General features: G+C 70.3%; 29 protein-coding genes. 11 read left to right on the top strand and 18 right to left on the bottom strand.

The features are described 5' to 3' along the window. Positions 1 to 33 precede the first annotated feature (33 nt). Both AB0878_RS17600 and dxr read right to left on the bottom strand, forming a co-directional pair. Positions 34 to 1,257, bottom strand: coding sequence for a site-2 protease family protein (locus AB0878_RS17600; RefSeq protein ID WP_366580987.1), 1,224 nt, complete (start codon positions 1,255 to 1,257; stop codon positions 34 to 36). A 3-nt stretch (positions 1,258 to 1,260) separates the two neighbouring features. Continuing rightward, a complete protein-coding gene (gene dxr, locus AB0878_RS17595; RefSeq protein WP_366580985.1) occupies positions 1,261 to 2,466 on the bottom strand; it encodes a 1-deoxy-D-xylulose-5-phosphate reductoisomerase in 1,206 nt (401 codons plus the stop codon). A 104-nt stretch (positions 2,467 to 2,570) separates the two neighbouring features. Between dxr and AB0878_RS17590 the strand changes: the two genes are divergently transcribed. The 3 genes from AB0878_RS17590 (at position 2,571) to AB0878_RS17580 (ending at position 4,759) form a co-directional block, all read left to right on the top strand. Beyond that, entirely contained in the window at positions 2,571 to 2,825 is a 255-nt protein-coding gene (locus AB0878_RS17590) for a DUF2631 domain-containing protein (protein ID WP_366580983.1), read from the top strand. Positions 2,826 to 2,851: 26 nt separating this feature from the next. Then, a complete protein-coding gene (locus AB0878_RS17585; RefSeq protein WP_366580981.1) occupies positions 2,852 to 3,565 on the top strand; it encodes a peptidylprolyl isomerase in 714 nt (237 codons plus the stop codon). Between the two features lie 126 nt (positions 3,566 to 3,691). Continuing rightward, complete coding sequence (locus tag AB0878_RS17580; RefSeq protein WP_366580979.1) at positions 3,692 to 4,759, top strand: acyltransferase; 1,068 nt, start codon at positions 3,692 to 3,694, stop codon at positions 4,757 to 4,759. Positions 4,760 to 4,811: 52 nt separating this feature from the next. Here AB0878_RS17580 and AB0878_RS17575 read toward each other — a convergent pair whose 3' ends face one another. Both AB0878_RS17575 and AB0878_RS17570 read right to left on the bottom strand, forming a co-directional pair. After that, entirely contained in the window at positions 4,812 to 6,578 is a 1,767-nt protein-coding gene (locus tag AB0878_RS17575) for an MFS transporter (RefSeq protein WP_366580977.1), read from the bottom strand. Positions 6,579 to 6,705: 127 nt separating this feature from the next. Further along, positions 6,706 to 8,088 carry an FAD-linked oxidase C-terminal domain-containing protein gene (locus tag AB0878_RS17570; RefSeq protein ID WP_366580975.1) on the bottom strand — a complete coding sequence of 461 codons (1,383 nt, stop codon included), beginning with the start codon at positions 8,086 to 8,088 and terminating at the stop codon, positions 6,706 to 6,708. Between the two features lie 110 nt (positions 8,089 to 8,198). Here AB0878_RS17570 and AB0878_RS17565 point away from each other — a divergent pair, with 110 nt between their 5' ends. Next, positions 8,199 to 8,447 carry a hypothetical protein gene (locus AB0878_RS17565; protein WP_366580973.1) on the top strand — a complete coding sequence of 83 codons (249 nt, stop codon included), beginning with the start codon at positions 8,199 to 8,201 and terminating at the stop codon, positions 8,445 to 8,447. A 63-nt stretch (positions 8,448 to 8,510) separates the two neighbouring features. Here the strand turns inward: AB0878_RS17565 and AB0878_RS17560 are convergent, their stop codons facing one another. The 4 genes from AB0878_RS17560 to AB0878_RS17545 form a co-directional block, all read right to left on the bottom strand. Beyond that, a complete protein-coding gene (locus AB0878_RS17560) occupies positions 8,511 to 9,101 on the bottom strand; it encodes a class F sortase (RefSeq protein ID WP_366580971.1) in 591 nt (196 codons plus the stop codon). Between the two features lie 5 nt (positions 9,102 to 9,106). Continuing rightward, entirely contained in the window at positions 9,107 to 9,907 is an 801-nt protein-coding gene (locus AB0878_RS17555) for a choice-of-anchor P family protein (RefSeq protein WP_366580969.1), read from the bottom strand. A gap of 423 nt (positions 9,908 to 10,330) precedes the next feature. Next, entirely contained in the window at positions 10,331 to 11,035 is a 705-nt protein-coding gene (locus tag AB0878_RS17550) for a carboxypeptidase-like regulatory domain-containing protein (RefSeq protein WP_366580967.1), read from the bottom strand. A 66-nt stretch (positions 11,036 to 11,101) separates the two neighbouring features. Then, positions 11,102 to 11,878, bottom strand: coding sequence for a glucose 1-dehydrogenase (locus AB0878_RS17545; RefSeq protein WP_366580965.1), 777 nt, complete (start codon positions 11,876 to 11,878; stop codon positions 11,102 to 11,104). 84 nt (positions 11,879 to 11,962) lie between these two features. On the opposite strand from AB0878_RS17545, the gene AB0878_RS17540 reads away from it, so the two are divergent. Then, a complete protein-coding gene (locus AB0878_RS17540) occupies positions 11,963 to 12,808 on the top strand; it encodes a helix-turn-helix transcriptional regulator (protein ID WP_366580963.1) in 846 nt (281 codons plus the stop codon). Here the strand turns inward: AB0878_RS17540 and AB0878_RS17535 are convergent. The 4 genes from AB0878_RS17535 to AB0878_RS17520 all read right to left on the bottom strand — a co-directional run bounded on the left by AB0878_RS17535 (position 12,805) and on the right by AB0878_RS17520 (position 15,465). Continuing rightward, entirely contained in the window at positions 12,805 to 12,990 is a 186-nt protein-coding gene (locus AB0878_RS17535) for a hypothetical protein (protein WP_366580961.1), read from the bottom strand. The two genes, AB0878_RS17540 and AB0878_RS17535, sit on opposite strands and share 4 nt — an antisense overlap. A gap of 50 nt (positions 12,991 to 13,040) precedes the next feature. Further along, positions 13,041 to 13,781: an SDR family oxidoreductase gene (locus AB0878_RS17530; protein WP_366580959.1), complete on the bottom strand. Its 741-nt coding sequence runs from the start codon at positions 13,779 to 13,781 to the stop codon at positions 13,041 to 13,043. A 218-nt stretch (positions 13,782 to 13,999) separates the two neighbouring features. Continuing rightward, positions 14,000 to 15,037, bottom strand: coding sequence for a tryptophan--tRNA ligase (trpS, locus tag AB0878_RS17525; protein ID WP_366580957.1), 1,038 nt, complete (start codon positions 15,035 to 15,037; stop codon positions 14,000 to 14,002). Further along, positions 15,037 to 15,465 (bottom strand): MarR family transcriptional regulator, encoded by a 429-nt coding sequence (locus tag AB0878_RS17520; protein WP_366580955.1) that lies wholly within the window; start codon positions 15,463 to 15,465, stop codon positions 15,037 to 15,039. The genes trpS and AB0878_RS17520 overlap by 1 nt, the downstream gene beginning before the upstream one ends. A gap of 89 nt (positions 15,466 to 15,554) precedes the next feature. Here AB0878_RS17520 and AB0878_RS17515 point away from each other — a divergent pair, with 89 nt between their 5' ends. The 3 genes from AB0878_RS17515 to AB0878_RS17505 all read left to right on the top strand — a co-directional run bounded on the left by AB0878_RS17515 (position 15,555) and on the right by AB0878_RS17505 (position 17,896). Then, on the top strand, positions 15,555 to 16,007 hold the full coding sequence (locus AB0878_RS17515; RefSeq protein ID WP_366580953.1) for a DUF3237 domain-containing protein: 453 nt from the start codon (positions 15,555 to 15,557) through the stop codon (positions 16,005 to 16,007). A gap of 79 nt (positions 16,008 to 16,086) precedes the next feature. Then, complete coding sequence (locus AB0878_RS17510) at positions 16,087 to 16,635, top strand: hypothetical protein (RefSeq protein ID WP_366580951.1); 549 nt, start codon at positions 16,087 to 16,089, stop codon at positions 16,633 to 16,635. A 55-nt stretch (positions 16,636 to 16,690) separates the two neighbouring features. Then, on the top strand, positions 16,691 to 17,896 hold the full coding sequence (locus AB0878_RS17505; protein ID WP_366580949.1) for a glycosyltransferase family 39 protein: 1,206 nt from the start codon (positions 16,691 to 16,693) through the stop codon (positions 17,894 to 17,896). 465 nt (positions 17,897 to 18,361) lie between these two features. On the opposite strand, the gene AB0878_RS17500 is transcribed toward AB0878_RS17505, so the two are convergent. Genes AB0878_RS17500 through AB0878_RS17485 form a run of 4 tightly spaced genes read right to left on the bottom strand, consistent with a single transcriptional unit; the run spans position 18,362 to position 20,544 of the window. After that, positions 18,362 to 18,634 carry a hypothetical protein gene (locus AB0878_RS17500; RefSeq protein ID WP_366580947.1) on the bottom strand — a complete coding sequence of 91 codons (273 nt, stop codon included), beginning with the start codon at positions 18,632 to 18,634 and terminating at the stop codon, positions 18,362 to 18,364. 30 nt (positions 18,635 to 18,664) lie between these two features. After that, the gene (gene rlmN / locus AB0878_RS17495) at positions 18,665 to 19,771 is read right to left on the bottom strand and encodes a 23S rRNA (adenine(2503)-C(2))-methyltransferase RlmN (protein WP_366580945.1); all 1,107 of its coding nucleotides are present in this window, start codon (positions 19,769 to 19,771) and stop codon (positions 18,665 to 18,667) included. A 36-nt stretch (positions 19,772 to 19,807) separates the two neighbouring features. After that, a complete protein-coding gene (locus AB0878_RS17490) occupies positions 19,808 to 20,314 on the bottom strand; it encodes a (2Fe-2S)-binding protein (protein ID WP_366580943.1) in 507 nt (168 codons plus the stop codon). After that, positions 20,311 to 20,544 (bottom strand): hypothetical protein, encoded by a 234-nt coding sequence (locus tag AB0878_RS17485; RefSeq protein WP_366581120.1) that lies wholly within the window; start codon positions 20,542 to 20,544, stop codon positions 20,311 to 20,313. The genes AB0878_RS17490 and AB0878_RS17485 overlap by 4 nt, the downstream gene beginning before the upstream one ends. Between AB0878_RS17485 and AB0878_RS17480 the strand changes: the two genes are divergently transcribed. Continuing rightward, positions 20,489 to 21,331, top strand: coding sequence for a helix-turn-helix domain-containing protein (locus tag AB0878_RS17480; protein WP_366580941.1), 843 nt, complete (start codon positions 20,489 to 20,491; stop codon positions 21,329 to 21,331). The genes AB0878_RS17485 and AB0878_RS17480 overlap by 56 nt on opposite strands. A 43-nt stretch (positions 21,332 to 21,374) precedes the next feature. Here the strand turns inward: AB0878_RS17480 and AB0878_RS17475 are convergent, their stop codons facing one another. Next, positions 21,375 to 23,027, bottom strand: coding sequence for a glutamate--tRNA ligase family protein (locus AB0878_RS17475; protein ID WP_366580939.1), 1,653 nt, complete (start codon positions 23,025 to 23,027; stop codon positions 21,375 to 21,377). A 223-nt stretch (positions 23,028 to 23,250) separates the two neighbouring features. Between AB0878_RS17475 and AB0878_RS17470 the strand changes: the two genes are divergently transcribed. Next, entirely contained in the window at positions 23,251 to 23,898 is a 648-nt protein-coding gene (locus AB0878_RS17470) for a PadR family transcriptional regulator (protein ID WP_366580937.1), read from the top strand. Here the strand turns inward: AB0878_RS17470 and AB0878_RS17465 are convergent. Continuing rightward, positions 23,841 to 24,671 carry a class I SAM-dependent methyltransferase gene (locus tag AB0878_RS17465; protein ID WP_366580935.1) on the bottom strand — a complete coding sequence of 277 codons (831 nt, stop codon included), beginning with the start codon at positions 24,669 to 24,671 and terminating at the stop codon, positions 23,841 to 23,843. The two genes, AB0878_RS17470 and AB0878_RS17465, sit on opposite strands and share 58 nt — an antisense overlap. A gap of 107 nt (positions 24,672 to 24,778) precedes the next feature. Here AB0878_RS17465 and AB0878_RS17460 point away from each other — a divergent pair, with 107 nt between their 5' ends. Beyond that, the gene (locus tag AB0878_RS17460) at positions 24,779 to 25,621 is read left to right on the top strand and encodes a VOC family protein (protein ID WP_366580933.1); all 843 of its coding nucleotides are present in this window, start codon (positions 24,779 to 24,781) and stop codon (positions 25,619 to 25,621) included.

The following is a 25,621-nucleotide window of genomic DNA, read 5'->3' as shown; positions in this document are numbered from 1 at the left end:
CCGGCCGGGTAGTGACCCGACCGGTGGGACCGGTTACTGCAAGCGAATCGGGTTCACGATGTCCGCTGTGACCGTCAGTAGAGTGATTCCGCCGCCGATCACGACCAGCACCATGGTGACGGCCGAAAGCTTGGTGTAGTCGACCGGTCCGCCCGCCGCCTTGCCACGCAGGCCGCGCAGCCAGTCGCGCACCTTCTCGTACCAGACGACGGCGATGTGCCCGCCGTCCAGCGGCAGCAGCGGCAGCAGGTTGAACACGCCGATGAAGAAGTTCAGGCTGGCCAGCAGGAAGAAGAAGATCTGCCACAGGCCCTGCTCCACGGCCTCGCCGCCGATCCGGCTCGCGCCGACGACGCTGACCGGGGTGTTCGGGTCGCGCTCGCCGCCGAAGATCGCGCTGACCACGGCGGGGATGCGCTCGGGGAACTCCACCAGGCGCTGCGCGGTCTGGGCGAACATGTCGCCGGTGAAGGAGAACGTGGCGCCGATGCCGGTGATGCCGTTGTAGTGCAGGTACAGCGGCGGGATCACGGTGGAGGCGCCCATCATACCGACCTCGTGGACCTTCCCGTCGGCGCCCAGCCGCTGCACGCTCGGGATGTCCACCACCAGGTTCAGGGTCTGGCCGCCGCGCTGCACGGAGATCGGCGTGGGGCCCTTCGCGGCCTGCACGACCTGCAAAACGTCGGTCCAGCTCGCGGTGGGTTTGCCCGCCACGGAGACGATCTTGTCGCCCGCCTTGATCCCGGCCGTCGCGGCCGGAGTCGGCGCGCCGGGCGGGCACGAGGTGTCGCTCAGCTGCTGCGTGGTGGTGGCCGCGCGGGCGCAGGAGGTGCTCTGGATGACCGGCTGCACCGGCTCCGACGCGGCCGCGATGTTCGGCAGGCCCATCGTGACCGACATCAGGTACAGCACGATGAAGCCGAGGATGAAGTGCGTGATCGAGCCCGCCGACATCACGACGGTGCGCTTCCACGTCTTGAACCGCCACATCGCGCGCGGCGCCTCGTCCGGGGTCACCTCGTCGAGCGCCGTCATGCCGGCGATGTCGCAGAATCCGCCGAGCGGGATCCACTTCGCGCCGTACTCGGTCTCACCGCGCTTGAACGAGAAGATCGTGGGCCCGAAGCCGATGAAGTACCGGCGGACCTTCATGCCGAACATCTTGGCCGTGACCATGTGGCCGGCCTCGTGCAGCGCGACGGAGATGCAGATGCCCAGGGCGAACAGCACCACCCCGATGATGTAGGCGAGCACGCGCTACTTCCCCTTACCCAGCATCGATCCTGCGCGCCCTCGAGCCCAGCGCTCGGCGGCGAGTACGTCCTCGACGTCGCGCGGTTCGCGACGCCATTCGTCGGCGGCTTCGACCACCTGGGAAACAGTGTCCACAATCGACGTGAAACCGGTGTTCTGCGCGAGGAAGGCGGCCACGGCCTCCTCGTTCGCGGCGTTGTAGACCGCCGGCAGGCAGCCGCCCACGGTGCCCGCGTGGCGCGCCAGCTCGACCGCCGGGAAGGCCTCGTTGTCGAGGGGTTCGAACGTCCAGCTCGCGGCCGTGTCCCACGTGCACGCCGCGGCGGCGCCGGGCACGCGCTCGGGCCAGTGCAGCGCGAGCGCGATCGGCAGCCGCATGTCGGGCGGGCTGGCCTGGGCGATCGTCGAGCCGTCGACGAACGTCACCATCGAGTGGATGATCGACTGCGGGTGCACGGTCACGTCGATGCGCGCGGGCTCGATGCCGAACAGCAGCGCGGCCTCGATCAGCTCCAGGCCCTTGTTGATGAGCGTGGCCGAGTTGATCGTGATGACCGGGCCCATGGACCACGTCGGGTGCGCCATCGCCTGCTCGATCGTCACGTCGGCGAGGTCCTCGCGCTTCTTGCCCCGGAACGGCCCGCCCGACGCCGTGAGCACCAGGCGCGCGACCTCGTCGTCCCGGCCGGAGCGCAGGGCCTGCGAGATGGCCGAGTGCTCGGAGTCCACCGGCACGATCTGCCCCGGCTTCGCGGCCGCGAGCACGAGCGGCCCGCCCGCGATGAGGGACTCCTTGTTGGCCAGCGCGAGCGTCGAGCCGGTGGCCAGGGCCTTGAGCGTGGGCTGGAGGCCCTGCGACCCGGGCAGGGCGTTGAGCACGACGTCGACGTTGACGGCGTCGATGAGCTCCGTCACGGCGTCGGCGCCGGCGAAGATGCGCGGGATGCGGAACTCGCCCTTCGAGTAGCCGCGCCGCTGTGCCTCCGCGTACAGCGCCAGCTGCAGGTCTTCGACCACCGTCGGGCGGCTCACGGCCACGGCCTCCACACCGTGGGCCAGGGCCTGCGCGGCGAGCGCCTGCGGGTCGGAGCCACCGGCGGCGATGCCCGCAACGGTGAACAGGTGGGGGTTGCGGGCGGTGACGTCGAGGGCCTGGGCTCCGACGGACCCGGTCGAGCCGAGCACGAGGACGCTTCGCGAGGTAGTCATCGCACGCCATTATCGCCCGCCGAGCCGCGGCCCGTCTCCGCGGAGCACTCGGGGGTGTGGGATCATTGCGGCGTACGAGGTTGAGCGGGTCAGGAGGAGTGATCGTGGCAGGCAAGGCGATCGAGAAGCGCCCCGCGGTGGACCCGCGCGACGAGCCGTCGGCCGAGTGGGGCTGGCACGGCTCGTTCCCGAAGGCCACGCGCATCGCCGGCTGGGTCAGCGTCGTCATCCTGCTGCTCATGCTCAAGGGCAACCACGAGAACAACACCGAGAACGTGTGGCTCATCGGCCTCGCCGCGTTCCTCGCCCTGTTGCTCGTGCTCGACTTCCGCAAGCGCCGCACGGCCTGGCGCAAGTAGGTTCACGTTCGCTACCTTGCGGGGCTATGACGTCACGCTGGGTCGCTCTTGTTCTTTCGGTCGCGGCCTTGTCGTTCGGGGCCTCTGTGGCGTTGTTCGCCGTGCCGGCCACTGCTGCGTCCGCTGCTGTTGAGTCTGCGGCCGCTGAGTCCGCCGTCGCTCCGGTTGTCCGCTGCACCTTCACGCCGACGCCCGACAACCCGGCGGCCCGTCCGGTGCTCCGGCCCCTGCCGTTCGCGCTGACCCGCGGGACGGTCGACGTGACGTTCCACTTCAACTACGGACCGGTCACCGTGCGCTTGGACCGCGCGGGCGTCGCTCCGTGCGCGGTGGCGAACATGGTGTCGCTGGTTCTGCAGCACTTCTACGACCGCTCCCAGTGCTGGCGCCTGTCCGACTCCGAGCGCCTCGGCGTGCTCCAGTGCGGCGACCTCTACGAAGTCGAAAAGGGCGGCCCGGGCTACAAGTTCCCGGACGAGGTGTCGGGCACCGAGACCTACGAGCGCGGGACGATCGCGATGGGCAACCAGGGCCCGGGGACGAACGGGAGCGAGTTCTTCATCGTCCATTCCTTCGCCCACATCCCCGCCCAGTACTCCGTGCTGGGCAAGGTCGTGCGCGGCATGGACGCCATCGACCGCATGGTGAAGGACGGCATCGTGCCGACCGACCCGAACGGCCCGCTGGACGGCGCGCCCAAGCACCCGGTGAAGATCGCGACGGCGTCGTTCGGCCGGTGAACCCCCGGTCGGGGGCGGCCTAGAACCCACCTCTGACCTGCACGAGTCACCCCAAAGAGTGAATATCACTCAAGTCCGTTTACAGTACGCGAGCAGTCGGGCGGCGGACCGGGGGAACTCATGCTGATGACCCACGAAACCTACCTCGCCACCAGGCGGTTCCCGGCGCTCGACGGGGTGCGGGCGATCGCCGCGGTGCTGGTGGTGGTGTTCCACTTCGGGGGCAGCGCGTGGGTGCGCGCGAACGGGTGGATCGGGGTGCACGTGTTCTTCGTGCTCTCCGGGTTCCTGATCACGACGCTGGCGTTGCGCGAGGAGGACCGCACCGGCCGCGTGTCGCTCAAGAACTTCTACCTGCGGCGGGCGTTCCGGATCCTGCCGGTGTACTACGTGGTGCTCGGGATCTTCGTCGTGGTCACGGCGGCCCGGGGTGAGCTGCGCTCCAGTGGCCTGTTGGGGGCGCTCCCCTGGTTCGCGACGTTCCTCAACGAGTTCCACGTCGTCGGGGTGTTCGGGGTGGCGTGGACGCTCGGCGTCGAGCAGAAGTTCTACCTGGTGTGGCCGGTGCTGGCGTTCGGCGTCGCCGGGCTGGGCTTCGCACGGAGATTCGGGTTCGCGGCAGGGTTGGCCGTGGCACTCGTCGCGCTGGTGCCCGTGCTGCCGTACTCCGGTGCGTACGCGTCGATCGTGATCGGCTGCACGATGGCCGTCGTTCTCCACCACCGCAAGGGGTTCGCGGTCCTCAGGCCCTTCACGCACCCGGCGGCGGGCTTCGCCGTCGCCGCGGTGATCGTGGTGGTGCAGGTGTTCTTCACCGACCTCACCGTCGCCCTCCACGACGACGGCGGTGTCGCCGTCGGCACGACGTACGCGGTGCTCGTGGCGCTGCTGCTGCCCTCGCTCGTGGCCGGTGGGCCGCTGAGCCGGGTGCTGTCGGTGAAACCGCTGCGGTTCGTCGGGGAGCGGTCGTACTCGCTCTACCTCATCCAGTCCATCGCCGGCTGGACGCTCGCGGGGCTCGTGCCGCAGCTGGCGCACCCGCGCACGCTCACGGCGGTCGGTGTCACGGCCATCGCGCTGCTGATGGCCGATCTCCTCTACCGCTGGGTGGAGGTGCCGATGATCGAGCTCGGCCGGCGGGTCACGGCGAAGCGCGCCGAGCCGACCCCGGTGAAAGAACCCGTCCCCGCGTGAAAAAGGGCCGCCCCGGGAACGAATCCCGGGACGGCCCGTGCACCCAAAATGGTCAGCGTTCGCTGGTCGGAGCCACCAGCTCACTCGGCCCGCCGCCGGACTCCCCGGCGACCGCGGCCAGCTCCTCACCCACCGATTCCGAAGCCTTGCCCTTGTCCTTCGTGAGCAGCGATGCGACCGCGCCGATCAGGCAGACCACGATGGCGAAGCCGAACGCCACGGCCAGACCGTCCTGGAACGGACCCGAGATCAGGTTCGGGAAGAAGCTGCGCCCGGTCAGGAACGAGGCCTGGTCCGGCGGCAGGCTGCCCAGCTGGCCGCCCAGCAGCTGCTGGATCGGGTTGTAGCCGAGGAACGCCGCGAAGAGCACGGCCACCGCGGGCAGGTGCGCCACCTGGTTGGCCGGCCCGGCCGCCACGCCGTGGGCGGTGAGGCCCTGGAACATCGCGTTCGGGAGGTTGTCCGACAGGCCGGCGATGATCAGGCTGAAGAAGAAGCCGATCGAGAGCACCATGGCCGCGTTCTGGAACGTGGTCATCATGCCCGCGCCGGAGCCGCGGGCGTCGGCCGGCAGGCTGTTCATCACCTCGGCGCGGTTGGGCGAGGAGAACATGCCCATGCCGATGCCGTTGACGAGCAGGATCGCCGCGAACGCCCAGTAGTTGAAGTTCACCGGCAGCAGGATCAGCAGCAGGAAGGTGATCGCGGTGATCAGCAGGCCGCTCGACGCGAGCAGCCGGCTGCCGATGCGGTCGGACAGGATGCCGGCCGTCGGCGCGGACACCAGGAAGCCGACGGTCATGGGCAGCATGTAGATGCCGGCCCACAGCGGTGTCTGCTCGAAGGTGTAGCCGTGCTGCGGCAGCCAGATGCCCTGCAGCCAGATGATCAGGATGAACTGCAGCCCACCACGGCCGAGCGAAGCGGTGAGGTTGGCCAGGTTGCCCCAGCTGAACGAGCGGATCCGGAACAGCGACAGCCGGAACAGCGGGTTGGCCACCTTGGTCTCGATGACCACGAACGCGATCAGCACCGCGACGCCGCCGATGAGGCACGAGAGCACCATCGGGCTGCCCCAGCCGGTCGGCGACGAGCCGTAGGGCTGGATGCCGTAGGTGATGCCCACCAGCACCGCGATGAGGCCGACCGCGAAGGTGATGTTGCCCCACCAGTCCATCTTCGCGTGCTTGCGCACCCCGGTGTCGTGCAGCTTCACGTACGCCCAGATCGTGCCGACCACGCCGAAGGGCACCGACACCAGGAAGATCAGGTTCCAGTCGACGGGCGCGAGCACACCGCCGACGACCAGGCCGAGGAACGAACCAGCGATAGCCGCGACACCGTTCATGCCCAGCGCGAGACCGCGCTGGTTGGCCGGGAACGCGTCGGTGAGGATGGCCGACGAGTTGGCCATCAGGAACGCGCCGCCGATGCCCTGCACGATGCGCCAGCCGATCAGCCAGAGCGCCGCCGCGTCACCGTCGAACCAGGTGATGGCCAGGAAGATCGACGACACGGTGAACACCGCGAAGCCGAGGTTGTACATCCTGGCCCGGCCGTACATGTCCCCCAGCCGCCCGAAGCTCACCACCAGTACGGCGGTGACCACCAGGAAGCCCATGATCATCCACAGCAGGTAGCTGGTGTTGGCCGGCTCCAGCGGGTTGATCCCGATGCCCTTGAAGATGTCGGGCAGCGCGATGAGCACGATCGACGAGTTGATCGTCGCGATCAGCATGCCCAGCGTCGTGTTGGACAGCGCGATCCACTTGTATCGCGGGCCCAGTTCCGCGAGTGAATACGTTCTGCGCTCGGCCACAGTGAAACCTTTCTCTCGTTCCCTTAGCTAGGCTAAGCAAGTTGCTTGCCTGTGGCAACCAACTTCGTGAATCGGTTACGAGAGAACCGTCACAGGTCGATCACTGTCCTTTGCGGACTCTTTACTTTCACTCGACTGAGTGAATAGCAAAAACCTTCCCGGGATTGAGGATTCCGTGCGGGTCCAGCGCGTTTTTCACGGCCTGGTGCATCTGCAGAACCGCCGGTCCGAGCTCGTTTTCCAGCCCCGGCCGCTTGAGCAGGCCCACGCCGTGCTCGCCGGTGACGGTGCCGCCGAGGGCCAGCGCGTCGGCCACGATGTCGTCGAACGCGGCCTGCGCGCGCCGCCGCGCGTCCTCGTCGCCGGCCGGCGTGCTGAGCAACGGGTGGAGGTTGCCGTCGCCGATGTGCGCGACGTTGGCGATGAGCGTGTTGTGCCGCTTCGCCGCGAGGTCGATGCGCGCGAGCATCTCGGGCACGAGGTGGGTGGGCACGCAGACGTCCTCGGTCAGCAGCGGGCCGAGCCGCTCCAGCGCCGGGTACGCCAGCCGCCGGGCGGCGAACAACGCGTCGGCCTCCGCCTGGTCCGACGACTGCGCCGCCCAGGTGGCACCCGCCTTCTCGAAGCACTCGAGCATCACGGCGGCCTCGTGCTCCCCCGCCGCGCCCGGCGCGTCGCTGCGGCCCAGCAGCACCACCTCCGCGTCGGCCGAGAGCCCCATGTTCTTCCACTCGTCCACGGCGACGAGGCAGTGGCGGTCGACCAGCTCCAGCGCCGAGGGCACCACGCCGGCCGCGCGGATCGCGGCGGCCGCCTCGCCCGCGGCGACGGTGGAGTCGAAGTAGCCGGCCACGGTGCTCTCGGCTGCGCGCTGGGCCCGCAGGCGCACGGTGATCTCGGTGATCACGCCGAGCGTGCCCTCGGAGCCGACCATCAGGCCGGCGAGGTCGTAGCCCGCCACGCCCTTCGCGGTGCGCCGCCCGAGCCGCACGAGCTCACCCGTGCCCGTGACCACTTGCAGGCCGAGCACGTAGTCGCGGGTCACGCCGTACTTCACGCAGCACACGCCGCCCGCGTTGGTGGCGACGTTTCCGCCGATCGTCGACCACGGGGAGCTCGCCGGGTCGGGCGGGTACCAGAGGCCCTGTTCGGCGCAGGCGGCGCGCAGGTCGTCGTTCACCACGCCGGGGCCGACCACGGCGAGGCGCTCGACGGCGTCGATCTCGTGGATCGCCGTCATGCGGTCGGTGACGAGCACGACGCAGCCGGCCACGGCGTTGGCGCCGCCGGACAGCCCGGTGCCGGCGCCGCGCGTGACCACGGGCGTGCCGTGCTTGAGGCAGACCTTCACCGCGGCCTGCACGTCCTCGGCCGAGCGCGGCCGGACCACGACCTCGGGCAGCGTCCACGGAGCCCACTCGGCCTCGTCGTGGGCGAAGCCGCGCAGCACGTCGGGGTCGCGCACGAGGACCTCGGGCGGCAGGACGGCTTGCAGGTCTTCGATCAACATGGGCGCTCCCGGTCGCGTTGCGGCTTCTCCCGCCAGGTTAGGGGGCTGGGATGTCGAAACGGCCGTCTCTGCTTCGACGTAGGAGTAGAGACCGACTTCAGGAGGCAGCCATGGGAACCACTTCACGCGGGATCGCGATGTTGCGGGCCGTCGCCGCCGGGCGCGCGCGGGTGACCTGCAGCGCCGAACCGGACCTGTTCGTCGACGGCCTGCCCTGCTGCGACCAGTTCACCGCCCACGCCCTGGCCCACCAGGGACTCGTGCGCCCGGCGCGGCTCGGGCTCGTCGGGCAGCAGGTGCCGGCGGAGCTGACGCCGGCAGGCGCCGCCCTGCTGACGACGGTGGCCGCGGCAGCATGAGATGCAGCAGGGCCCTGTCGTCTCGCCCGAGCGCGAGACGACAGGGCCCTGGTCCGGGGACGCCTACGTGTTGAGCGTGCCGTAGACGATGATGTTGTCGAGGTAGCTGTGCGCGGCGGCGTCGAACGCCCCGCCGCACGTGATGAGGCGGATCTGCGGGTCGGTGGTGTTGCCGTAGACCGCTTCGGTGGGGAATTCCTTCTTCGCGATCTGGTCGACCTTCGTGACGGTGAAGGTGGCCTTCGACCCGTCCTGGCGGCCGATCACGACCTGGTCGCCCTTCTTCACCTCGTGCAGCCGCCAGAAGATGCCCTTCTGGTGGTTGCCGTCGATGTGCCCGAGGACCACGGCGGGGCCGACCTGGCCCGGCGTCGGGCTGTTGGAGTACCAGCCCGCCTGCAGTGGTTCGGTCACGGGCGGGACCTGGACGGTCTTGTCGGCGTTGAGGCCGAGCGGAACGAGCGAGGAGTGCGCGTCGATGCTCGGCACGTCGAGCGACACCGGCACCGACCGGGCGAGCCCGACCACGGGCGCGGCGCTCGCGGGCGCCGCCGGCTGCTGGGCCGGCGTCGATTCCGCGCCGCAGCCGGACAGCGCGAAGGTGGCGACGAGGGCCAGCAGCAGGGCGAAGAGCCCGTACCGGCGTCGGGTCACTCCACTCACTGAGCGAACACCGTGGCGAGCGAGCCGTCACCGGTCTCCGGTGCGCCGGCCGGGATCACGGTGACCTGGCCGGGGCCCTGGGCCGGCGGCTTGGCCGGGGCGGTGGGCTGTGTGGGCGTGCTCGGCGTCGCGGCGACCTTCGCGCAGGTGGAGGAGGCGAGGACGATGTCACCGCTGCCCAGCGCGCCGGTGGCCTTGCCGCCGAGGAGCTTCACGTGCAGCGCGTTGACGGTGAGGGAGCCGTCGTCGTGCTTGATCTGCTCGTTCACGATCACCTGCACCACCCCGGGCACGCCGATCTTCTGGTTCGGCGCGGTGCCCACGGGCAGCTTGCCGATGCGGCCGAGGTCCAGGCCCGCGAGCTCGGACGACGCGGTGATGCCGTCGGGCGTCGACGTGCACTCGGAGCTGATCACGCGCGCCTTCGGCGTGGCGCCCGCGAGCGGGGCGAGCACGGGCAGCGCGGCGTCGACGATGGAGGCCTTGGAGGCGACCTTGCCGTCGGTCTCCTTCGCGGAGCTGCTGATCGCCTTCGCCGTGACCAGACCCTTCAGCGGCACGTTGACGACCTCCGCGGACGTGGGGCCGTCCGTGTTCGACGGCGCGATCTTGCCCGTCTCCACGGAGATTCCCTTGTCCCCCAGCACTCCCGCCAGCAGCGAGACCGACGCGGACGCGCCGTAGGCCGACCCGGCGGGCGCGTCGGCGGCGACCGCCGAGGGGGCGGCGGTGGCGAGCAGGGCGAGAGCTGGAGCGGCGACCACGAGGGTCCGTCCGCGCAGCAGGGCAGAACGCATGAATTGTCCTTTCGAACACCAAGAATGGAACCGCCCGCGGATCCCCGAATCCACGCGTGACCCGACGCAACTGTCGATCACCGGCGAGAACGCGACGCTATCAAGGGGGCCCGGAATTGCAAAGCAAGATCCACTGCGCAGCGCGTCGATCAGCCGAGTCAGTGACCACGTTTTCCGCAATTTCACCACTAAAGAGTGATGTAACGCTGTGGTTTTGGCCGGGCTCTCTCACTCTGCGCTAGGTCGTTCCTGCACCTACTTGGCGGATTGCTCGCGCCACCACTCTTCGGGGTGATCCTGGGGACGGGTGATCGGTCGGTACTCAGCGTCATGTGACCGCTACGGCGGCTCGTGGGTTTTTCGTAAAACTCCACGCGGGAAATCGTCGCGTGGAATTGTCCACTATGGAGCGTGGCGTGGCATTCACTCGCCACGGGTGAGCACGACGTCGTGATCCGCCGTCGCGCCGGCGACCAGAAAAAGGAAGTCGTTCTCGACGGCGCGGCCGGGAACCTTCAGCAGGTAGTAGCCCGCGCGCAGCCCGGACAGCCGGTAGCGGCCGTCCGGGCCGCTGACCGCGGTCCACGTCCGGTCGAGCGTGGCGAGACTCTGGCTCGCCGCGACGACGGTGACGCCCGCGACCGGCTTGCCGTCCTCGACGACGTGCCCGGTCACCGGCACGACCGGTCCGATCACGCCCGCGGCCGCACCGCTGAGCGTGGTGAACCGCCCGGCGGTGACCACGCACGTCGCCTCCAGCCCGCCGCGCCGCACGCCGTCCTCGGTGACCCGCCCGGTCAGCCCCGCCGTGATGGTCTGGTGCGCCCGCAGTGTTCCGGAGAAACCGCCCTGCAGCGGCTGGTTGGTCTGGATCCCGTTGAGCGCCATGCGATCCGAGGGATCCGCCGACGCGCACGTCACCTGGATTCCGTCGACCTGCCGGCCGGTGTCGTTCGTGAGCGTGAGCGTGCCCCGGACCACCGCACCCGGCTCGTAGGCCGTGCGGTCCAGGCTCAGCGCCGGGTCGAGCTTCACCGCCGCCACGGCCGGGTCCTCGTCGAGCGGCGCGGCGACCGCGGCCATCGCGAGGACGGCCGCGGGCAGCGCGAACCACAGGGACTTCCGCATGACACCCCAGAGAGCCGATCGGCCGAGAATACCGGGGATCGCGTCGCCGGAGCGCGGATTCGCCGCTCAGACTCCCGCGCCGCCGTCGACGCGGAGGATGGCGCCCGTGACGTAGGAGGCGCGGTCGCTCAGGAGCCAGGCCGCGGCTTCCGCGATTTCGGTCGGGTCGGCGCCGCGGCGCAGGGGCGTCGCCGAGACGAGGCGGTCCTGCAGGCCCGGCGATTCGGCCTCCCACGCGCGGATCATCTCGGTGAGGGTGTTGCCCGGGGTGATGGCGTTGACGCGGATGCCTTCCGGTCCGTAGGTGACGGCGGCGGACTCGGTGAGGCTGTTGACGGCTCGTTTCATGGCGCCGTACGCGGGCAGCTCGGGGTTGCCCCGCAGGCTGCCGACCGACGACGTGTTCACGATGGCGCCCGTGCCCGCCGTCGCGCGGATGACGGCGACCTCCGCGGCCATGGCGAGCCACACGCCCTTGAGGTTCACCGCGTAGACGTGGTCGAACTCGGCCTCGGACAGGCCGTCCATCGGGCCGGGTTGCTGGATCGTGGCGCCGTTGTTGAAGGCGATGTCGAGGCGGCCGTAGAGCTCGGCCGCGCGGTCGACAGCTACCCGCACGCCGGCGGCGTCGGCGAGGTCGCAGACCACGTAGTCGGCGGTGCCGCCCGCGGCGCGGATCTCTTCGGTCACGGTCTTGAGCTCGGATTCCGTGCGGGCCGCCAGCAGCACGCGGGCGCCTTCCCGGGCGAACAGGCGCGCGGCGGCGGCACCGATGCCCCGGCCCGCGCCGGAGACGAAAGCGACCTTGCCGGCCAGCAGGCCGGGTGTTTCGTGGAGTTCCATAAGCCCAGGCTGCGACGCCGCGCCGGGCTTATTCAGGCATCGCCAGTACCTGGCTGAGCCCCGTGCGGCGGGGATACTGGAAGCGTGGACAGGCGAGAACTGGCCGGCTTCCTGCGCAGCCGGCGCGAGCGGATCACCCCGGCCGACGTCGGGCTGCCCGCGGGGCCGCGCCGCCGCACGCCGGGGCTGCGCCGCGAGGAGGTGGCGCAGCTGGCGTTCATCTCGACCGAGTACTACACGCGTCTCGAACAGGCGCGCGGCCCGCACCCGTCGCGCGAGGTGCTCGGCGGGCTCACGCGCGCGTTGCGGCTGAGCGACGCCGAGCGCGAGCACCTGCACCACCTCGCCGGCGAACCCGCGGCGCGACGGCCCGGGCCGTCGCGCGTCGTGCGCCAGAGCATCCTCGACCTGCTGGACCGGCTGCCGCAGGCCGCCGCGATGGTGATGTCGGCGACGTACGAGGTGATCGCCTGGAACGACCTCGCCGCCGCCCTGATGGAGGACTTCTCCGCGCTGTCGCGGCGCGACCGGAACCTGGTGCGCCGCGTGTTCCTGCGGTCGGACGACCGGCGCCTCTACGGCGTGTCCGACGCCGACGAGTTCGCCCGCTACGCCGCCCGCAACCTGCGCGCCACCGCCGCCCGCTACCCGGACGACCCCGAAGTGACCGAGCTGGTCCACGACCTTCTCGCCGGCAGCGAGCACTTCGCGCGCCTGTGGGCTTCGCACGACGTGGCCGCAGAACCGAGCCTGCGCAAGACGTTCCGGCACCCGGTGGTCGGTCCCCTCACCGTCAACTGCGACGTGCTCGACCTGACCGACCGCGACCAGCACGTGGTGATCTACACGGCGGTGCCGGGCTCGCCTTCGGAGGAAGCCATGAGGCTGTTGTCGGTGATCGGCACGCAGCGCATGGACGTGAGCAGCTAGAAAACCGCGACGGGGTTCACCGGCAGTCCCGTGGTGCGGTTGATCCGGGGCGGTGCTGCGACCAGCAGGAAGCTGTGCCGTCCCAGCTCCGCGCACGTGGCCGCCAGGTCTTCGACGTTGGCCGCGTCGATCAGCGGGACGCCCAGGCGAGTGAGGGCCACGGCGTGCAACGGGAACGGCACGGCAGGATCGGGCGCCGGGAACGCGTCGCCGATGGGTGAACCGGGGAAGATCAGATGACCCCGCCGTTGGCGAAGATGACCTGGCCGTTGACCCAACGGCCCGGACCGGCGAGGAAGGCGACGACCTCGGCGATGTCCTCGGGCTGACCGAGCCGCTCCATGGGCGACTGCGCCGCGATGCGGTCCATCAGCTCCTGCGACTTGCCGTTGGTGAACAGCGGCGTTTCCGTCGGCCCCGGGGACACGGTGTTGACCGTGATGTCGCGCCCGCGCATTTCCCGCGCCAGCATCAGCGTGATCGCCTCGATCGCGCCCTTGGACGCGGCATAAGCGCTGTAGTTGACCTGCTGCAGCTTGGTCACCGAGGTCGAGGTGTTGATCAGCGCGCCGCCCGCGCGCATCCGGCGCAGGCCCTCCTGGCTGACGACGAAGGTGCCGCGGATGTTCGTGCGGTGGATGCGGTCCAGCTCGTCGAGCTTCAGATCGAGGAATGGCGACAACGGCATGATCCCGGCGGTGTGCACGACGACATCGAGGCCGCCGTACCGCTGCTCCGCGGCGTCGAACATGGCCGCGACCTCGACCTCGTCGGCGACGTCGGCCTGCGCGGTGCTCGCGACGCCACCGGCGGCGGTGATTTCCTCGACCACCTCGTCGGCCCGGGCCTGCCCACCCGAGTAGTGCACGAGCACGTGCATGCCGTCGGCGGCCAGGCGCGTGGCCACGGCCCGCCCGATCCCGCCCGAACCACCGGTCACGACGGCGACGCGCGGGGTGGTGGTCTCAGTCATCTCGGCTCTCCGCATCAGTGTGGGGTCGCCGCCATGTAATCCGCCGATTTGCACCGACGCCAGGTGCGCACGCGAAACTTGGGCCGATTCCGACGGAAATCGAGTCTCCGGCAGGCCGGATCTTCCGAAACCGTTTTTCGCAGCACAAAGCCCGAGGTAAAGCGAGGTCGACAGCGAATACGACATTCGCGTTTTCTGTGGTACTCACGGTCTCCGGTTCAGTACACCGTGGACATCGCCTCCCGCACCTCGGCGAGCGTCGCCTCCGCCGTGGCGCCCGCACGGGCGTTGCCGTCGCGCAGCAGCGAGAGCACGAGGGCCGGGTCACCGGCGAACTCGGCCCGGCGCCGGCGGATCGGCGCGAAGTGGTCGTTGACCGCGTCGGTCACGATGCGCTTGAGCGCGCCGCCACCACCGGCGCCCGCCTCCTCCGCGATCTCGAGCGGATCGACGCCGCGGCACAGCGCGGCCAGCAGCACCAGGCCCGACACCTCCGGCCGCCGCTCGGGCTCGTAGGTGATCACGCGCTCGGAATCCGTCTTGGCGCCCTTGAGAAGCCGGGCCGTCTCGTCCGCCGACGCCCGCAGCGCGATCGCGTTGCCGCGGCTCTTGCTCATCTTCCGGCCGTCCGTGCCCAGCAGCGACGGCGCCGAGGACAACAACGCCTCCGGCTCCGGGAAGACGCGGCCGTAGCGGTCGTTGAACCGGCGCGCGACGGTCCGCGTCAGCTCGAGGTGCGGGAGCTGGTCGCGGCCCACCGGGACGAGGTTGGCCTTGCAGAACAGGATGTCCGCCGCCTGGTGCACGGGGTAGGTGAACATCAGGCCGCTGACCGCACCCTGACGGGAGTGCGCGATCTCGTCCTTGACGGTCGGATTGCGCTGCAGCTCGGGCACCGTGACCAGGCTGAGGAACGGCAGCAGCAGCTGGTTGAGCGCCGGCAGCGCGCTGTGGGTGAAGACCGTCGAGCGGGCGGGGTCGATGCCGGCGGCGAGGTAGTCGAGCACCAGCTCGCGGACGTGGCCGGGCAGGTCGTCGGCGACGTCGCGGTCGGTCAGCACCTGGTAGTCGGCGATGACCAGGATCGTGTCGACGCCGCGGTTCTGCAGGCGGACGCGGTTCTGCAGCGTGCCGAAGTAGTGGCCCAGGTGCAGCGGCCCGGTCGGGCGGTCGCCGGTCAGGACGCGGAAGCCCGACGGCGCGGCGAGGATCTCCGCTTCGAGCTCGGCACTGCGCGCGACGGCGGGGTCGGTCATCACGCGTTCCGTCCGCGGTGGTGGTCGACGATCTTCGTCGTCAACGTCAGCAGCTGCTCCCGCTCGCCGGCGCTCAGTGCTTCGAGGCTCGCCTTCTCGGCGGCGCGGGCGCGGGGCTTGACCTTCTTCAGCACGGCCGCACCCTCGTCGGTGAGGCTCAGCAGCTTCCGGCGCGCGCTGGCCGGGTCCGTCGTGCGGGTCAGCAGGCCGCGTTCGACGAGGCGGGAGACCAGCGGCGTGAGCGTGGCGGAGTCGATCATCGTCGTCGCGGTGACCTCGGTGAGGCTCGACTGCGGACTGCTCTCGAGCGCGAGCAGCACCGTGTACTGCGGCGGCGTGATCTCCGTGATGCGCTCCTGCCAGCACGCGGTGGTGGCCTGCACGGCCCGGCGCAACATGATCACGTGGTTGCTCCTCAGCCCGGCCACGATCCCTCCAACCTCTCGTGCACGAATATTTCGTACACGAGTGTACTACAGTGGCGATCACCGTGCCGCCAAGCGAAGGAGCCTGTCCCGTGCTCGACCTCGTGCCCCTGTTCACCCTCGACGTCCGGCTCGCCCCGCCGAAGACCGTCCACAACGGACCCCACGGCGAGCGCCGCGTGATCGACATCCTGGGCGGCACCTTCACCGGCGAGCGCCTCAGCGGCGAGGTCCTCCCCGGCGGCGCCGACTTCCAGCTCGTCCGCCCCGACGGCGTCGCCGAGATCGACGTGCGCGCAACCCTGCGCACCGACCACGACGACCTCGTCTACCTGACCGGCCGCGGCCTGCGCCACGGCCCCGCGGACGTCCTGCGGCGGATGGCAGCGGGCGAAGCCGTCCACCCGGACTCGTACTACTTCCGCGAATGCCTGCTCTTCGAAGCCGCCGGCCCGCGGACCGAGTGGCTCAACCGCGTGGTCACCGTCGCCAAGGGCGCGCGCACGCAGTCGACGGTGAAGGTCGACGTCTTCGAGGTGCGCTAGCTCGGGCACCGCTTCGAGGTCCGCGGACGACGAGCAGGTTTCCCGGTCAGACTCGGCCGAGCAGCTTGGCGAGGCTCGGGTGAAGGTGGCGATCGAGCGGACCGCGCTGGAGCAGGAGCCGGCCATGATGCTGGGCCGGGTGCTCGACCGGCCGCTGCACTTCGAGCTCATGGCACTGCCCGCGACGGCCGAGCGCCTCAGCCGGCTCGCGATGGCCGGCATGCTCGTGAGCCACCGCCACAACTACAGCGACCAGCTCGGGGCGAAGACCGGCGACAGCAATCCCCGGGCCATCCGACGTGTGACGATGGCGATCGAGGAAGACCCCATGAAGTTCCGCACTGTCGGGCAGATCGCCCACGCGGCGGGGCTGAGCGCCCGCGCTCTCGAAGTGGGCTTCCGGCGTCACGTCGGCGTTCCGCCCATGCGGTACCTGCGCCAGATCAGGCGCGCACGCCGCGCTCCTGGAGGCCGACCCCGAGACGGTGACAGCGACGTCGGTCGCGTACGCGTGGGGCTTCCCGCACTACGGCCGGTTCGCCGCGGAGTACCGCAAGGCGTATCACCGGTCGCCTTCGGAGACGCTGGGGTCTCGGTAACGACGTTTGCTCGACTGAGGGCCCCCTGACCTGCGCTTACTTCATCTATACACTCGAAGTATACTCGCTATGTATAGTGGCGCCATGGTGATCATCCGCAGTCCCCTGGAACCTCGCGTTGCCGTCGCTCGGCCCTTCGCGTGGCCCGCGATCTCGGTCGTGGCGCTGTGCACCGCGCTCGCGCTGCTCGTCGAGGCCAGGCGGCAGAGCCTCCACGGCGACGAGCTCTACTTCCTGTCCGCGGCTCAGCACCTGTCGTGGGGCTACGCGGACCAGGGCGCACTGGTGCCGTTCCTGGCGTGGCTCGGCGACGGTTCACCGTTGGCCTTGCGGATTCCGGCGGTGCTCGCCACGGTCGCCGGTGTCCTGCTCACCGCGCTGCTCGCGCAAGAGTTCGGCGGCGGCCGCTGGGCGCAGACCGCCGCGGCGGCCGCGTACGCCGCCTCGCCGCGGGTGCTCGACACGGGATCGCTGCTGCTGACCCAGACGTTCGACATCCCGCTGTGGATCGCCACGACGTTGCTGCTGGTGCGCTGGGCCCGGACCGGCTCCGACCGCCTCTGGTGGGGCATGGGACTTCTCGCGGGGGTGGCGTTCACGGTCAAGCCACTGATCGCCGTGTTCTGGATGTGCTGCGCCGCCGTGCTGCTCGCGACCCGGCGGCGGCGCGTGCCGTGGGCCGGGCTGGGGAAACTGGCCGCGCTCGCTGGCGCCGGCGCGTCGCCTTACCTGATCTGGCAAGGGTTTCACGGCTTCCCGCAGCTGACGCTCGTCCCCGTCGTCGCCCAGGAGACCGGCGAGTTCGCCGGTGGCAAAGTCGCCGTGCTGCCCCTGACGCTCGCGTCCAACGGCGCACTCGCCGGCGCCGCCCTGGCGGTTTACGGCTGCTGGACCTTGCTCCGCGACAGCCGCTTCGCGCCGTACCGCTTTCTGGGCTGGACCTGCGTCGCCGTCGCCGCCGTGATGCTCGTGGCCGGCGGGCGGTACTACTACTGCGCCGGCCTGTTCCCCGTCTGCTGGGCCGCCGCCACGGCCCGCATCAGTACCACGGTGGGATCGCACTGGTGGCGACGCATCGCTTCGGTGGGCGTATCCGCTTTCTCCGGCGCCGTCGTCTTGGTCATCAGCCTGCTCGCGGGCGGACCTTTTTCTTGGGCCACCGGCGCCACCCTCGAATCCCGGTCCGAACAAGACTGGAGCACCTTCACCGACGCAGTCGCGACCGCCTACAACCGCCTACCCGCCACGACGACGATCATCACCGACCACCATGGCAGGCCAGCGCCCTGAACTGGTACGGCGCCGCCCTCGGCGTACCTCCCGCCCACAGTCCCCACCGCGGCTTCTCCTACTTCGGCCAGCCCTCGGACCCCGGCCGCCCGGTCCTCTTCGTCGGCACCGACCCGACCGAGTTGCGCACGCCCGTGCGCGCGGGTGTCGACGACACCGTCCGACCCTGACCACGGCTTCGCCGGCCTGAACCAGGGCGTGCCCATCTGGCTCTGCGACGCCCCGCGGCAATCGTGGGAGACGTTGTGGCCGCAGCTGCGCCACTCGTGACGCGCCCCAGGGCGCGAGCGGATGGGGCGGTCCAGGTGAGCGAGACGCTCAGAACGCGCTTATTCAGATCAGATCAGGAACGCTTCAAAACGCGCACATGCGAACGCTGGCGCAACCACTCCAGCAAATCCTGGTCAGCGCCAGCGGCGATGAGATCACCGATTATCTTTCGAGCAGCCAGGTCAGTGTTCGCAGCTACTTCGTCGCGACCCAGGGCGCGAGCAGCACTTCCAGATCCGCATCCGACAACGCCCGCGGGCTCTCGCCGAAGCCCTGCCAGCGCGAAGCGTCGCGGGCGGCGTGGAAGTCCACCGAGTACGCGCGCATCAGCACGTACATGAAGCTCTCCGAATCGAACCGCTCGCCCAGCAACGAGCGGGCCGCACGAGCCACCGCCACCCCGCCGGTGATGTCGCGCAGCTTCAGCTCTTCCGCCGCCGGGTCGAGGAGGCAGGGCGTTGAAATCACAGGAACTTTCCCATCACTGAAACGAAAAACTCAGCCTTCGGCAGCCAACTGGCCACACGCCGCCGCGATGTCCTGGCCGCGGGTGTCGCGCACGGTGCAGGCTACGCCCCCCGCGTTCACCAGCCGCACGAACTCCCGCTCCACCGGCTTCGGGGAGGCGTCCCACTTCGAACCCGGCGTCGGGTTCAGCGGGATCACGTTCACGTGCACCAACTGACCCAGATGCTTGCGCAGCCGCTTGGCCAGCAGCTCCGCCCGCCACGGCTGATCATTGATGTCCCGGATCAACGCGTACTCGATCGACACCCGACGGCCCGACGTGTCCGCGTAATACCGAGCCGCCGACAAAACCTCATCCACCGACCAGCGGTTGTTCACCGGCACCAGCGTGTCCCGCAGCTCGTCATCCGGAGTGTGCAGCGACACCGCCAGCCGCACCTGCATCTTCTCGTCAGCCAGCTTCCGGATCGCCGGCGCCAAACCCACCGTCGACACCGTCACCGAACGCTGACCGATCCCCAAACCCGACGGAGCCGGCTCCGTGATCCGCCGCACCGCCGCCACCACCCGCTTGTAGTTCGCGAGCGGCTCACCCATGCCCATGAACACGATGTTCGACAGGCGGCCGGGGCCGCCGGGCATGGCGCCGTCGCGCATGACGGCGGCGGCGGAGCGGACCTGGTCGACGATCTCGGCCGTGGACAGGTTGCGGTCGAGGCCGCCCTGGCCGGTGGCACAGAAGGGGCACGCCATGCCGCAGCCGGCCTGGCTGGAGATGCACAGCGTGGCGCGGTCGGGGTAGCGCATGAGCACGCTCTCGAGCAGCGTGCCGTCGTGGGCGCGCCAGAGGGTCTTGCGCGTGGCGCCGTCGTCGGCGGACAGGGCGCGGACCTCGGTGAGCAGCGACGGCATCAGGTCCGCGACCAGGCGCTCACGCGCGGCCGCGGGGATGTCCGTCATGTCGGCCGGGTCGACGGTCAGGCGCGAGAAGTAGTGGTTCGACAGCTGCTTCGCGCGGAAGGCCTTCTCCCCCAGCTCCACCACGGCCTCGGCCCGCTCGGCGGAGGTGAGGTCGGCGAGGTGACGCGGCGGCAGGCCACGCTTGGGCGCGTCGAAAACAAGGGGGAGGGCAGTCATAACCGATCCAGTATTCCACGTCCACCGGACACGCCGTCAGGACTCCCCCGGCCGTGTGCCGCCGGTCACCTCCGCCCGCAGGACCGCGGCCGCCTCGCGGACCGCGTCGACGATGAACTGGTAGCCCGTGCAGCGGCAGAGGTTGCCGGAGATGCCGGCCCGGATCTCGTCGTCCGTGGGGTCCGGGTTGTCCGCCAGCAGCTCCCGGACGGTGAGCAGCATGCCGGGCGTGCAGAACCCGCACTGCAGCCCGTGGTGCTTCCAGAACGCCTCCTGCAGCGGGTGCAGCCGCCCGCCCTCGGCGAGCCCTTCGACGGTCGTGACCTCGGCGCCCTCGGCCTGCGCGGCGAGCGTGCAGCAGGACCGCGCGGTGCGCCCGTCCAGCACGACCGTGCAAGCCCCGCAGACGCCGTGCTCGCAGCCGACGTGCACGCCGGTCTTCCCGCAGTCCTTGCGCAGGAAGTCCGACAACGTGCGACGCGGCTCGACGTGGCGGGTCACCGCTTCCCCGTTGACAGTCATGCTGACGGCGCGGCTGCTCATGCGGCCTGGTTCCTTTCCGTGCGGGACAGTGCGCGGGTGAGGCAGCGGCGGGTGAGGACGCCGGTGATGCGGCGGCGGTACTCCGCCGGCGCGTGCAGGTCGGTTCCGGGGTCGACGGCCCGGGTGGCCTCCGCACCCGCGGCGCGGAACAGCTCGTCCGACGGCGACTGTCCGATGAGGACGGTCTCGGCCGCGTGGGCGCGCAGCGGCGTCGGGCCGGCGCCGCCGATGCCGATCCGCGCTTCGGTGATGCGGCCCGCGCTGTCGGTGCGCAGCGCCGCGAGCGCGTTCCGGCTGGTCGCGTTCGTCCCGGACCGGGTGGACGGGCCGCCGGCCGGAGAGCCGGATCCGCTGCGGTTGCGGCAGCTCGAGGACCTGGTGGCGCTGCGGGTCGAAGCGTCGCGCCGCCGCGGCGCGGTGACGTCGTGCGAAGGCCGGATCTACGCGACGTTCCCCGTGGTGGAAGACCGGCCGCCGGGCGAGGCGACGGCGCTCGCCCGCGAGATCGCCGGGCAGGCGACACGCCAGTTGCGCGTGGAGCTGCGGGCGGCGGTGAGCGGGGAGATCACGTCGGCCGACCGGCTCGTCGAGGCCCGCCGCGACGTCGACCGGCTGCTCACCCTGCCGTTGCTCGACGAGTCCCGCCGGGTGGTCGCGTTCGAGGACTCGATCGCGGACGCCGTGCTGTCGGAGCTGACCGAGATCGTGCTGGACCGGCCGCGGCTGCTGCAGGGCGGCGTGGCCGGGATGGTCGTCAGCGACCGGGACTGCGGGACGGAGTACCTGCCGAGCCTGCGGGCGTTCTTCGAGGCGGGTGGCGATCTCACCGCGGCAGCCCGCACGTTGTACGTGCACCGCAACACGTTGAAGTACCGGCTGACCCGGATCCGCGACGTGTTCGGAGTCGACGTCGAGATCCCCACGCAGCGCCTCGTCGCGGAGCTGCAGGTGGCGGTGTTCACCGGCCACCCGGAGCTGCACCGCCGGCTGGACGCCACCGCGCCCGAACAGGAGTGACGCGCCGTCCTCCGGCGCGCTTACACCGGAGGACGGCGGCGGCTCACGCCGTGAGGGTTTCGAACCGCCGCAGGGTCTCCTCGCGGCCCAGCGCCTGCGTGATCGAGTGCAGGTCCGGGCTGCGGGTGGAGCCGGTGATCGCGATGCGGATGATCTGCGAGGCCTCGCGGATCGAGCCCGGGTACGCGTCGGGGTCCTTCTTGAGTTCCTTGGCGTTCTTGGCGAAACCGTGCTTCGCCGCGACGTCGCGGATCTGCTGGAACCACTCCTGGCCGTCGTCGAGCTGCTGGTAGTTCGCGACGAAGTCCGACGCCACCGCACGCACGACCTCCGGCGCCACGCCGAGGGCGGCGATGCGCTCGTCGTCCGGGCCGGTCACGGGGGCGTGCAGCTGCGGGAAGAAGAATCCGTAGACCGCGCGGAACTCGCTCCACTTCTTGAGGTCCTTGCGCGGGTTCTCGGCGCCTTCGCGCTCGACGGCCAGCGCCCGCAGGGCCAGCTCCTCCGACGACTCCAGTACCGACAGCAGCTCCGGGTCGAAACGCTGCGCCCACGTGCGCACGGCGGCGAGGATCTCCGCGCCCGACATCGTCGCGATGTGGTCGGCGGAGATGTCGTCGAGCTTCACGAGGTCCACGAGCGGTCCCGCGACGCCCATCTCGTCGAGGTTGATCGGCTCGTCCAGCGCCTGGGCCAGCGGCAGCTCGGCGAGCCGGCCGTTGGCGAGCCCGCGCAGGTAGTACAGAACGGCCTCGACCGGGTAGCCGGCCTCGATGTAGAAGTCGACCGACGCCTCGGGGTCCTTGCGCTTGGAGAGCTTGCGCTTGCTGCCGCCCTCCTGCTTCATCAGCGGGGCGATGTGCGCGTAGGTGATCGGCTCGAAGCCGAGCGCGTCGAACAGCTGCTGGTGCACCGGCACGGACGAGATCCACTCGTCGCCGCGGATGACGAGGTTCACGCGCATGAGGTGGTCGTCCACGGCGTGCGCGAAGTGGTAGGTCGGCAGCCGGGGGCTCTGGTCGGAGCTCTTGAGGATCACCACGTCGTTGCGGTTGGCCTCGGCCTCGATCGTGCCGCGGATGGCGTCGGTGAAGCGCACGCGCGCGCCGGTGTCGTCGGGCGCGCGGAACCGCACCACCCACGGTTCGCCGGCGTCGAGCTTCGCCTGCACGTCGGCCGGGTCGGCGTCGCGCCAGATGGCCCACGAGCCGTAGTAGCCGGTGGGCAGCTTCGTGGCCTGCTGGCGCGCGGTGATGGACGCGAGCTCGTCCTTCGTGGCGAAGTCGATGTACGCGCGGCCTTCGCGCAGCAATTGGCGCACGTAGGTCAGGTAGATCTGCTCGCGGCCGGACTGCTGGTACGGGCCGTAGTCGCCGCCGCGCAGGGTGTCCTCGTCGGCCTGCAGACCGAAGTAGGAGAAGCCGCGCTCGAACTGCTCCAGCGCGCCCTCGACCTCGCGCGACTGGTCGGTGTCCTCGACGCGCACCAGGTAGCGGCCGCCGGAGCGACGGGCGACGTCCTGGTCGATCGTGGCCACGTAGATGCCGCCGATGTGCACGAACCCCGTAGGCGACGGGCCGAACCGGGTCACCTTCGCGCCGTCCGGCAGCTGCCGCGCCGGGTATTGCCGCTCCCAGTGCTCCGGCTCGGGCAGGTCCGCGGGGAACAGGGCGTCGATGACCACTCGGTCCAGCATGGGGGGTCGGGTCTCCCAGGTCGGTTCAGCGCTTCTTCTTACTCCTTCGAGTATCTCCGACCACCGCAAACGTCCCTCGCGCAGGTCCTCGACAGTCGTTAGGTTGCATCGCGACCGTTTCCGATATATCGTGAACCAGTCGCAACCGTTCGCGGAATCTCCGGCTCAAAGGCGATCCCGCACGCCCCGCCGGAGGCGGGGCCAACAGACAAGGAACAACGACATGAGGCACCCTCACCCCGGTGCGCGAGGCGCGCACCAACACGGAGAACACGGTCGTCCCGCTTTCGGCCCCTTCGGCCGCGAGTTCGGCGACTTCGGATTCGGCCCCGGCGGCCCGATGGGCCGCGGCCGGCGAGGCCACGGCGGTCCCGGCGGACGACGAGGCCACGGCCCGCGTCGCGGCCGGCGCGGTGACGTCCGCGCGGCGATCCTGACCCTGCTCGCGGAACAGCCACGGCACGGGTACGAGATCATCCGCGAGATCGGCGAGCGCAGTGGCGGCTTCTGGAAGCCCAGCCCCGGCTCGATCTACCCGACGCTGCAGATGCTGGCCGACGAAGGCCTGGTCGTGAGCAAGGACGAGAACGGCAAGAAGCTGTTCGAGCTCACCGACGAGGGCCGCGCGACCGCGGAGCAGCAGACCGGCACCCCGCCGTGGGAGCACTTCGCCGAGGACGTCGACCCCGTCGAGGTCGACCTGCGCAAGGCGGGCGCCACGCTCGCGGCGGCGGTCGTCCAGGTGATGCGCGCCGGCAGCGCGAGCCAGCAGGCCCGCGTGGTCGACGTGCTCAACGAGGCCCGGCGCTCGGTCTACTCGATCCTCGGCGAGGTCGAGGAAACCGACGAGTCGCCGGAAGAAGCCGAGTGACCCGGCAGGACGAGGCCGGTGGGCTTGACCCGCGTGTGCACGCGGTAGCCCACCGGCAGCGTCACCCCGGCGCCGCCGACCGTGCTGATCGTGCGCTTGTGCACCTCGGCCACGGCCCGCGCGGCGACCTGCGCGCTGAACTCGATCTTCAGCACTGACTCCATGGCGGCGTGGTCGGTGAACGACCAGCGCGTCGCCACGCGCCGGAGGCTGAAGTCCTCGCCTTCGAAGAACTGCTCGACCTCTACGGGGTCGTAGTGCGGGAGGTCCGCCCGCAGCCAGCCGCCGTAGGGCTCGCTCGTCGCGTCGAGATCGACGATCAGGATCGACCCGCCGGGCCGCAGCACGCGTTCCGCTTCACGTAGCCCCGGTTCGCAGCCGGGGCCGAAGAAGTACGCCGTGCGCGCGTGGACCACGTCGACACTCGCGTCGTCGACGGGCAGCCGCTGCGCGCGGCCTTCGCGCACTGACACGTTCGGCAGTTCCCGAGCGCGCTTCGCCGCGTCGCGCGCCAGCGGTGCGTACGGCTCCACGCCGAGCACCGAGCGCGCGTCGCGGGCGAAGCGCGGCAAGTGGAATCCGTCACCACAACCGAGGTCGAGAACGTCGCGGCCGGTCCAGTCGCACTCCTCGCGCAGGACGCGCCAGATCTCGCCGTCGACGTCCTGCGCGCGGTTCTCCACCTCGTAAGCCTGCTGGTAGTACCAGATGTTGGGGCTCGGCAAGACCTCCGTCGCGCGAGAGCGGCCTGAGGAACGGGGGAACCATCGCACGAACTTCTCCAACGACGTCGGCCGCGAGCCGGTTCCGGGGTTCCGGGCTCACTGCGAAAAAATCACGGGCACCGCATAGACTTCTTGCTCACCGGGAGGAGGCCGCGATGACCATCGGTTCGGCCAGCACAAGCGCGATTCCGGCCGGCCTCCCGTGCTGGATCGAGGTGGCCTGTCGCGACGAAGCGGTGTCGCAACAGTTCTACACGGGCCTGTTCGGCTGGCAGTACGACGTGCACCGCGACCCCGCCGCGCCCACCGGCCGCTACTGGATCTCGTCGCTCGCCGGCGAGCCGACCGGCGGTCTTTACCAAGCCGGGGCGCAGACCGAGCCCGGCTGGACGCTGCACGTCTCCGTGCCGCACACCGCGAGCGCGGCCGAATGGGTGGAGCACCTCGGCGGCCAGGTGACGCTGGGACCGGTCGCGATCCCCGAGCGCGGCAGCATTCTCCACGCGATCGACGCGGCGGGCGCGCCCGTGGTGTTCTGGGAGGCGCCGCCGGACTGGCGGTTCGTCACCGGGATCCCCAACACGTTCAGCGGCGCTGACCTCAACGCGCACGACGGCGAGGCGGCCGATCACTTCTACACCAAGCTCTTCAACTACTCGAGCCACCAGATCGGCGACGGCGAAAGCGTCGACTACGCGGAATACCTCATCGAGCACACGCCCGTGCTCTACCGCTACGTGATGGGCTCCGAGTACAGCCGCGACACTCCCCCGCACTGGCTCGTCTACTTCGAGGTCGACCCGGCCCGCGGCTGCGACGCGACAGCGGGCCAGGCACTGATGCTCGGCGGGTCCGTGGTGATCGAGCCGTACGACACGCCCTTCGGCCGTATGGCGATCCTCGCCGACCCGGACGGCGCGGTGTTCGCGGTGATCGACCACTCGCGCACGCTCGACGACGTCGGCCGCGCCGAGGTCGACGACCCTTACGACGACTGA

Source organism: Amycolatopsis sp. NPDC047767, from assembly GCF_040704195.1.
Lineage (GTDB): Bacteria > Actinomycetota > Actinomycetes > Mycobacteriales > Pseudonocardiaceae > Amycolatopsis.
This window is presented reverse-complemented; position numbering and strand designations above follow the sequence as displayed.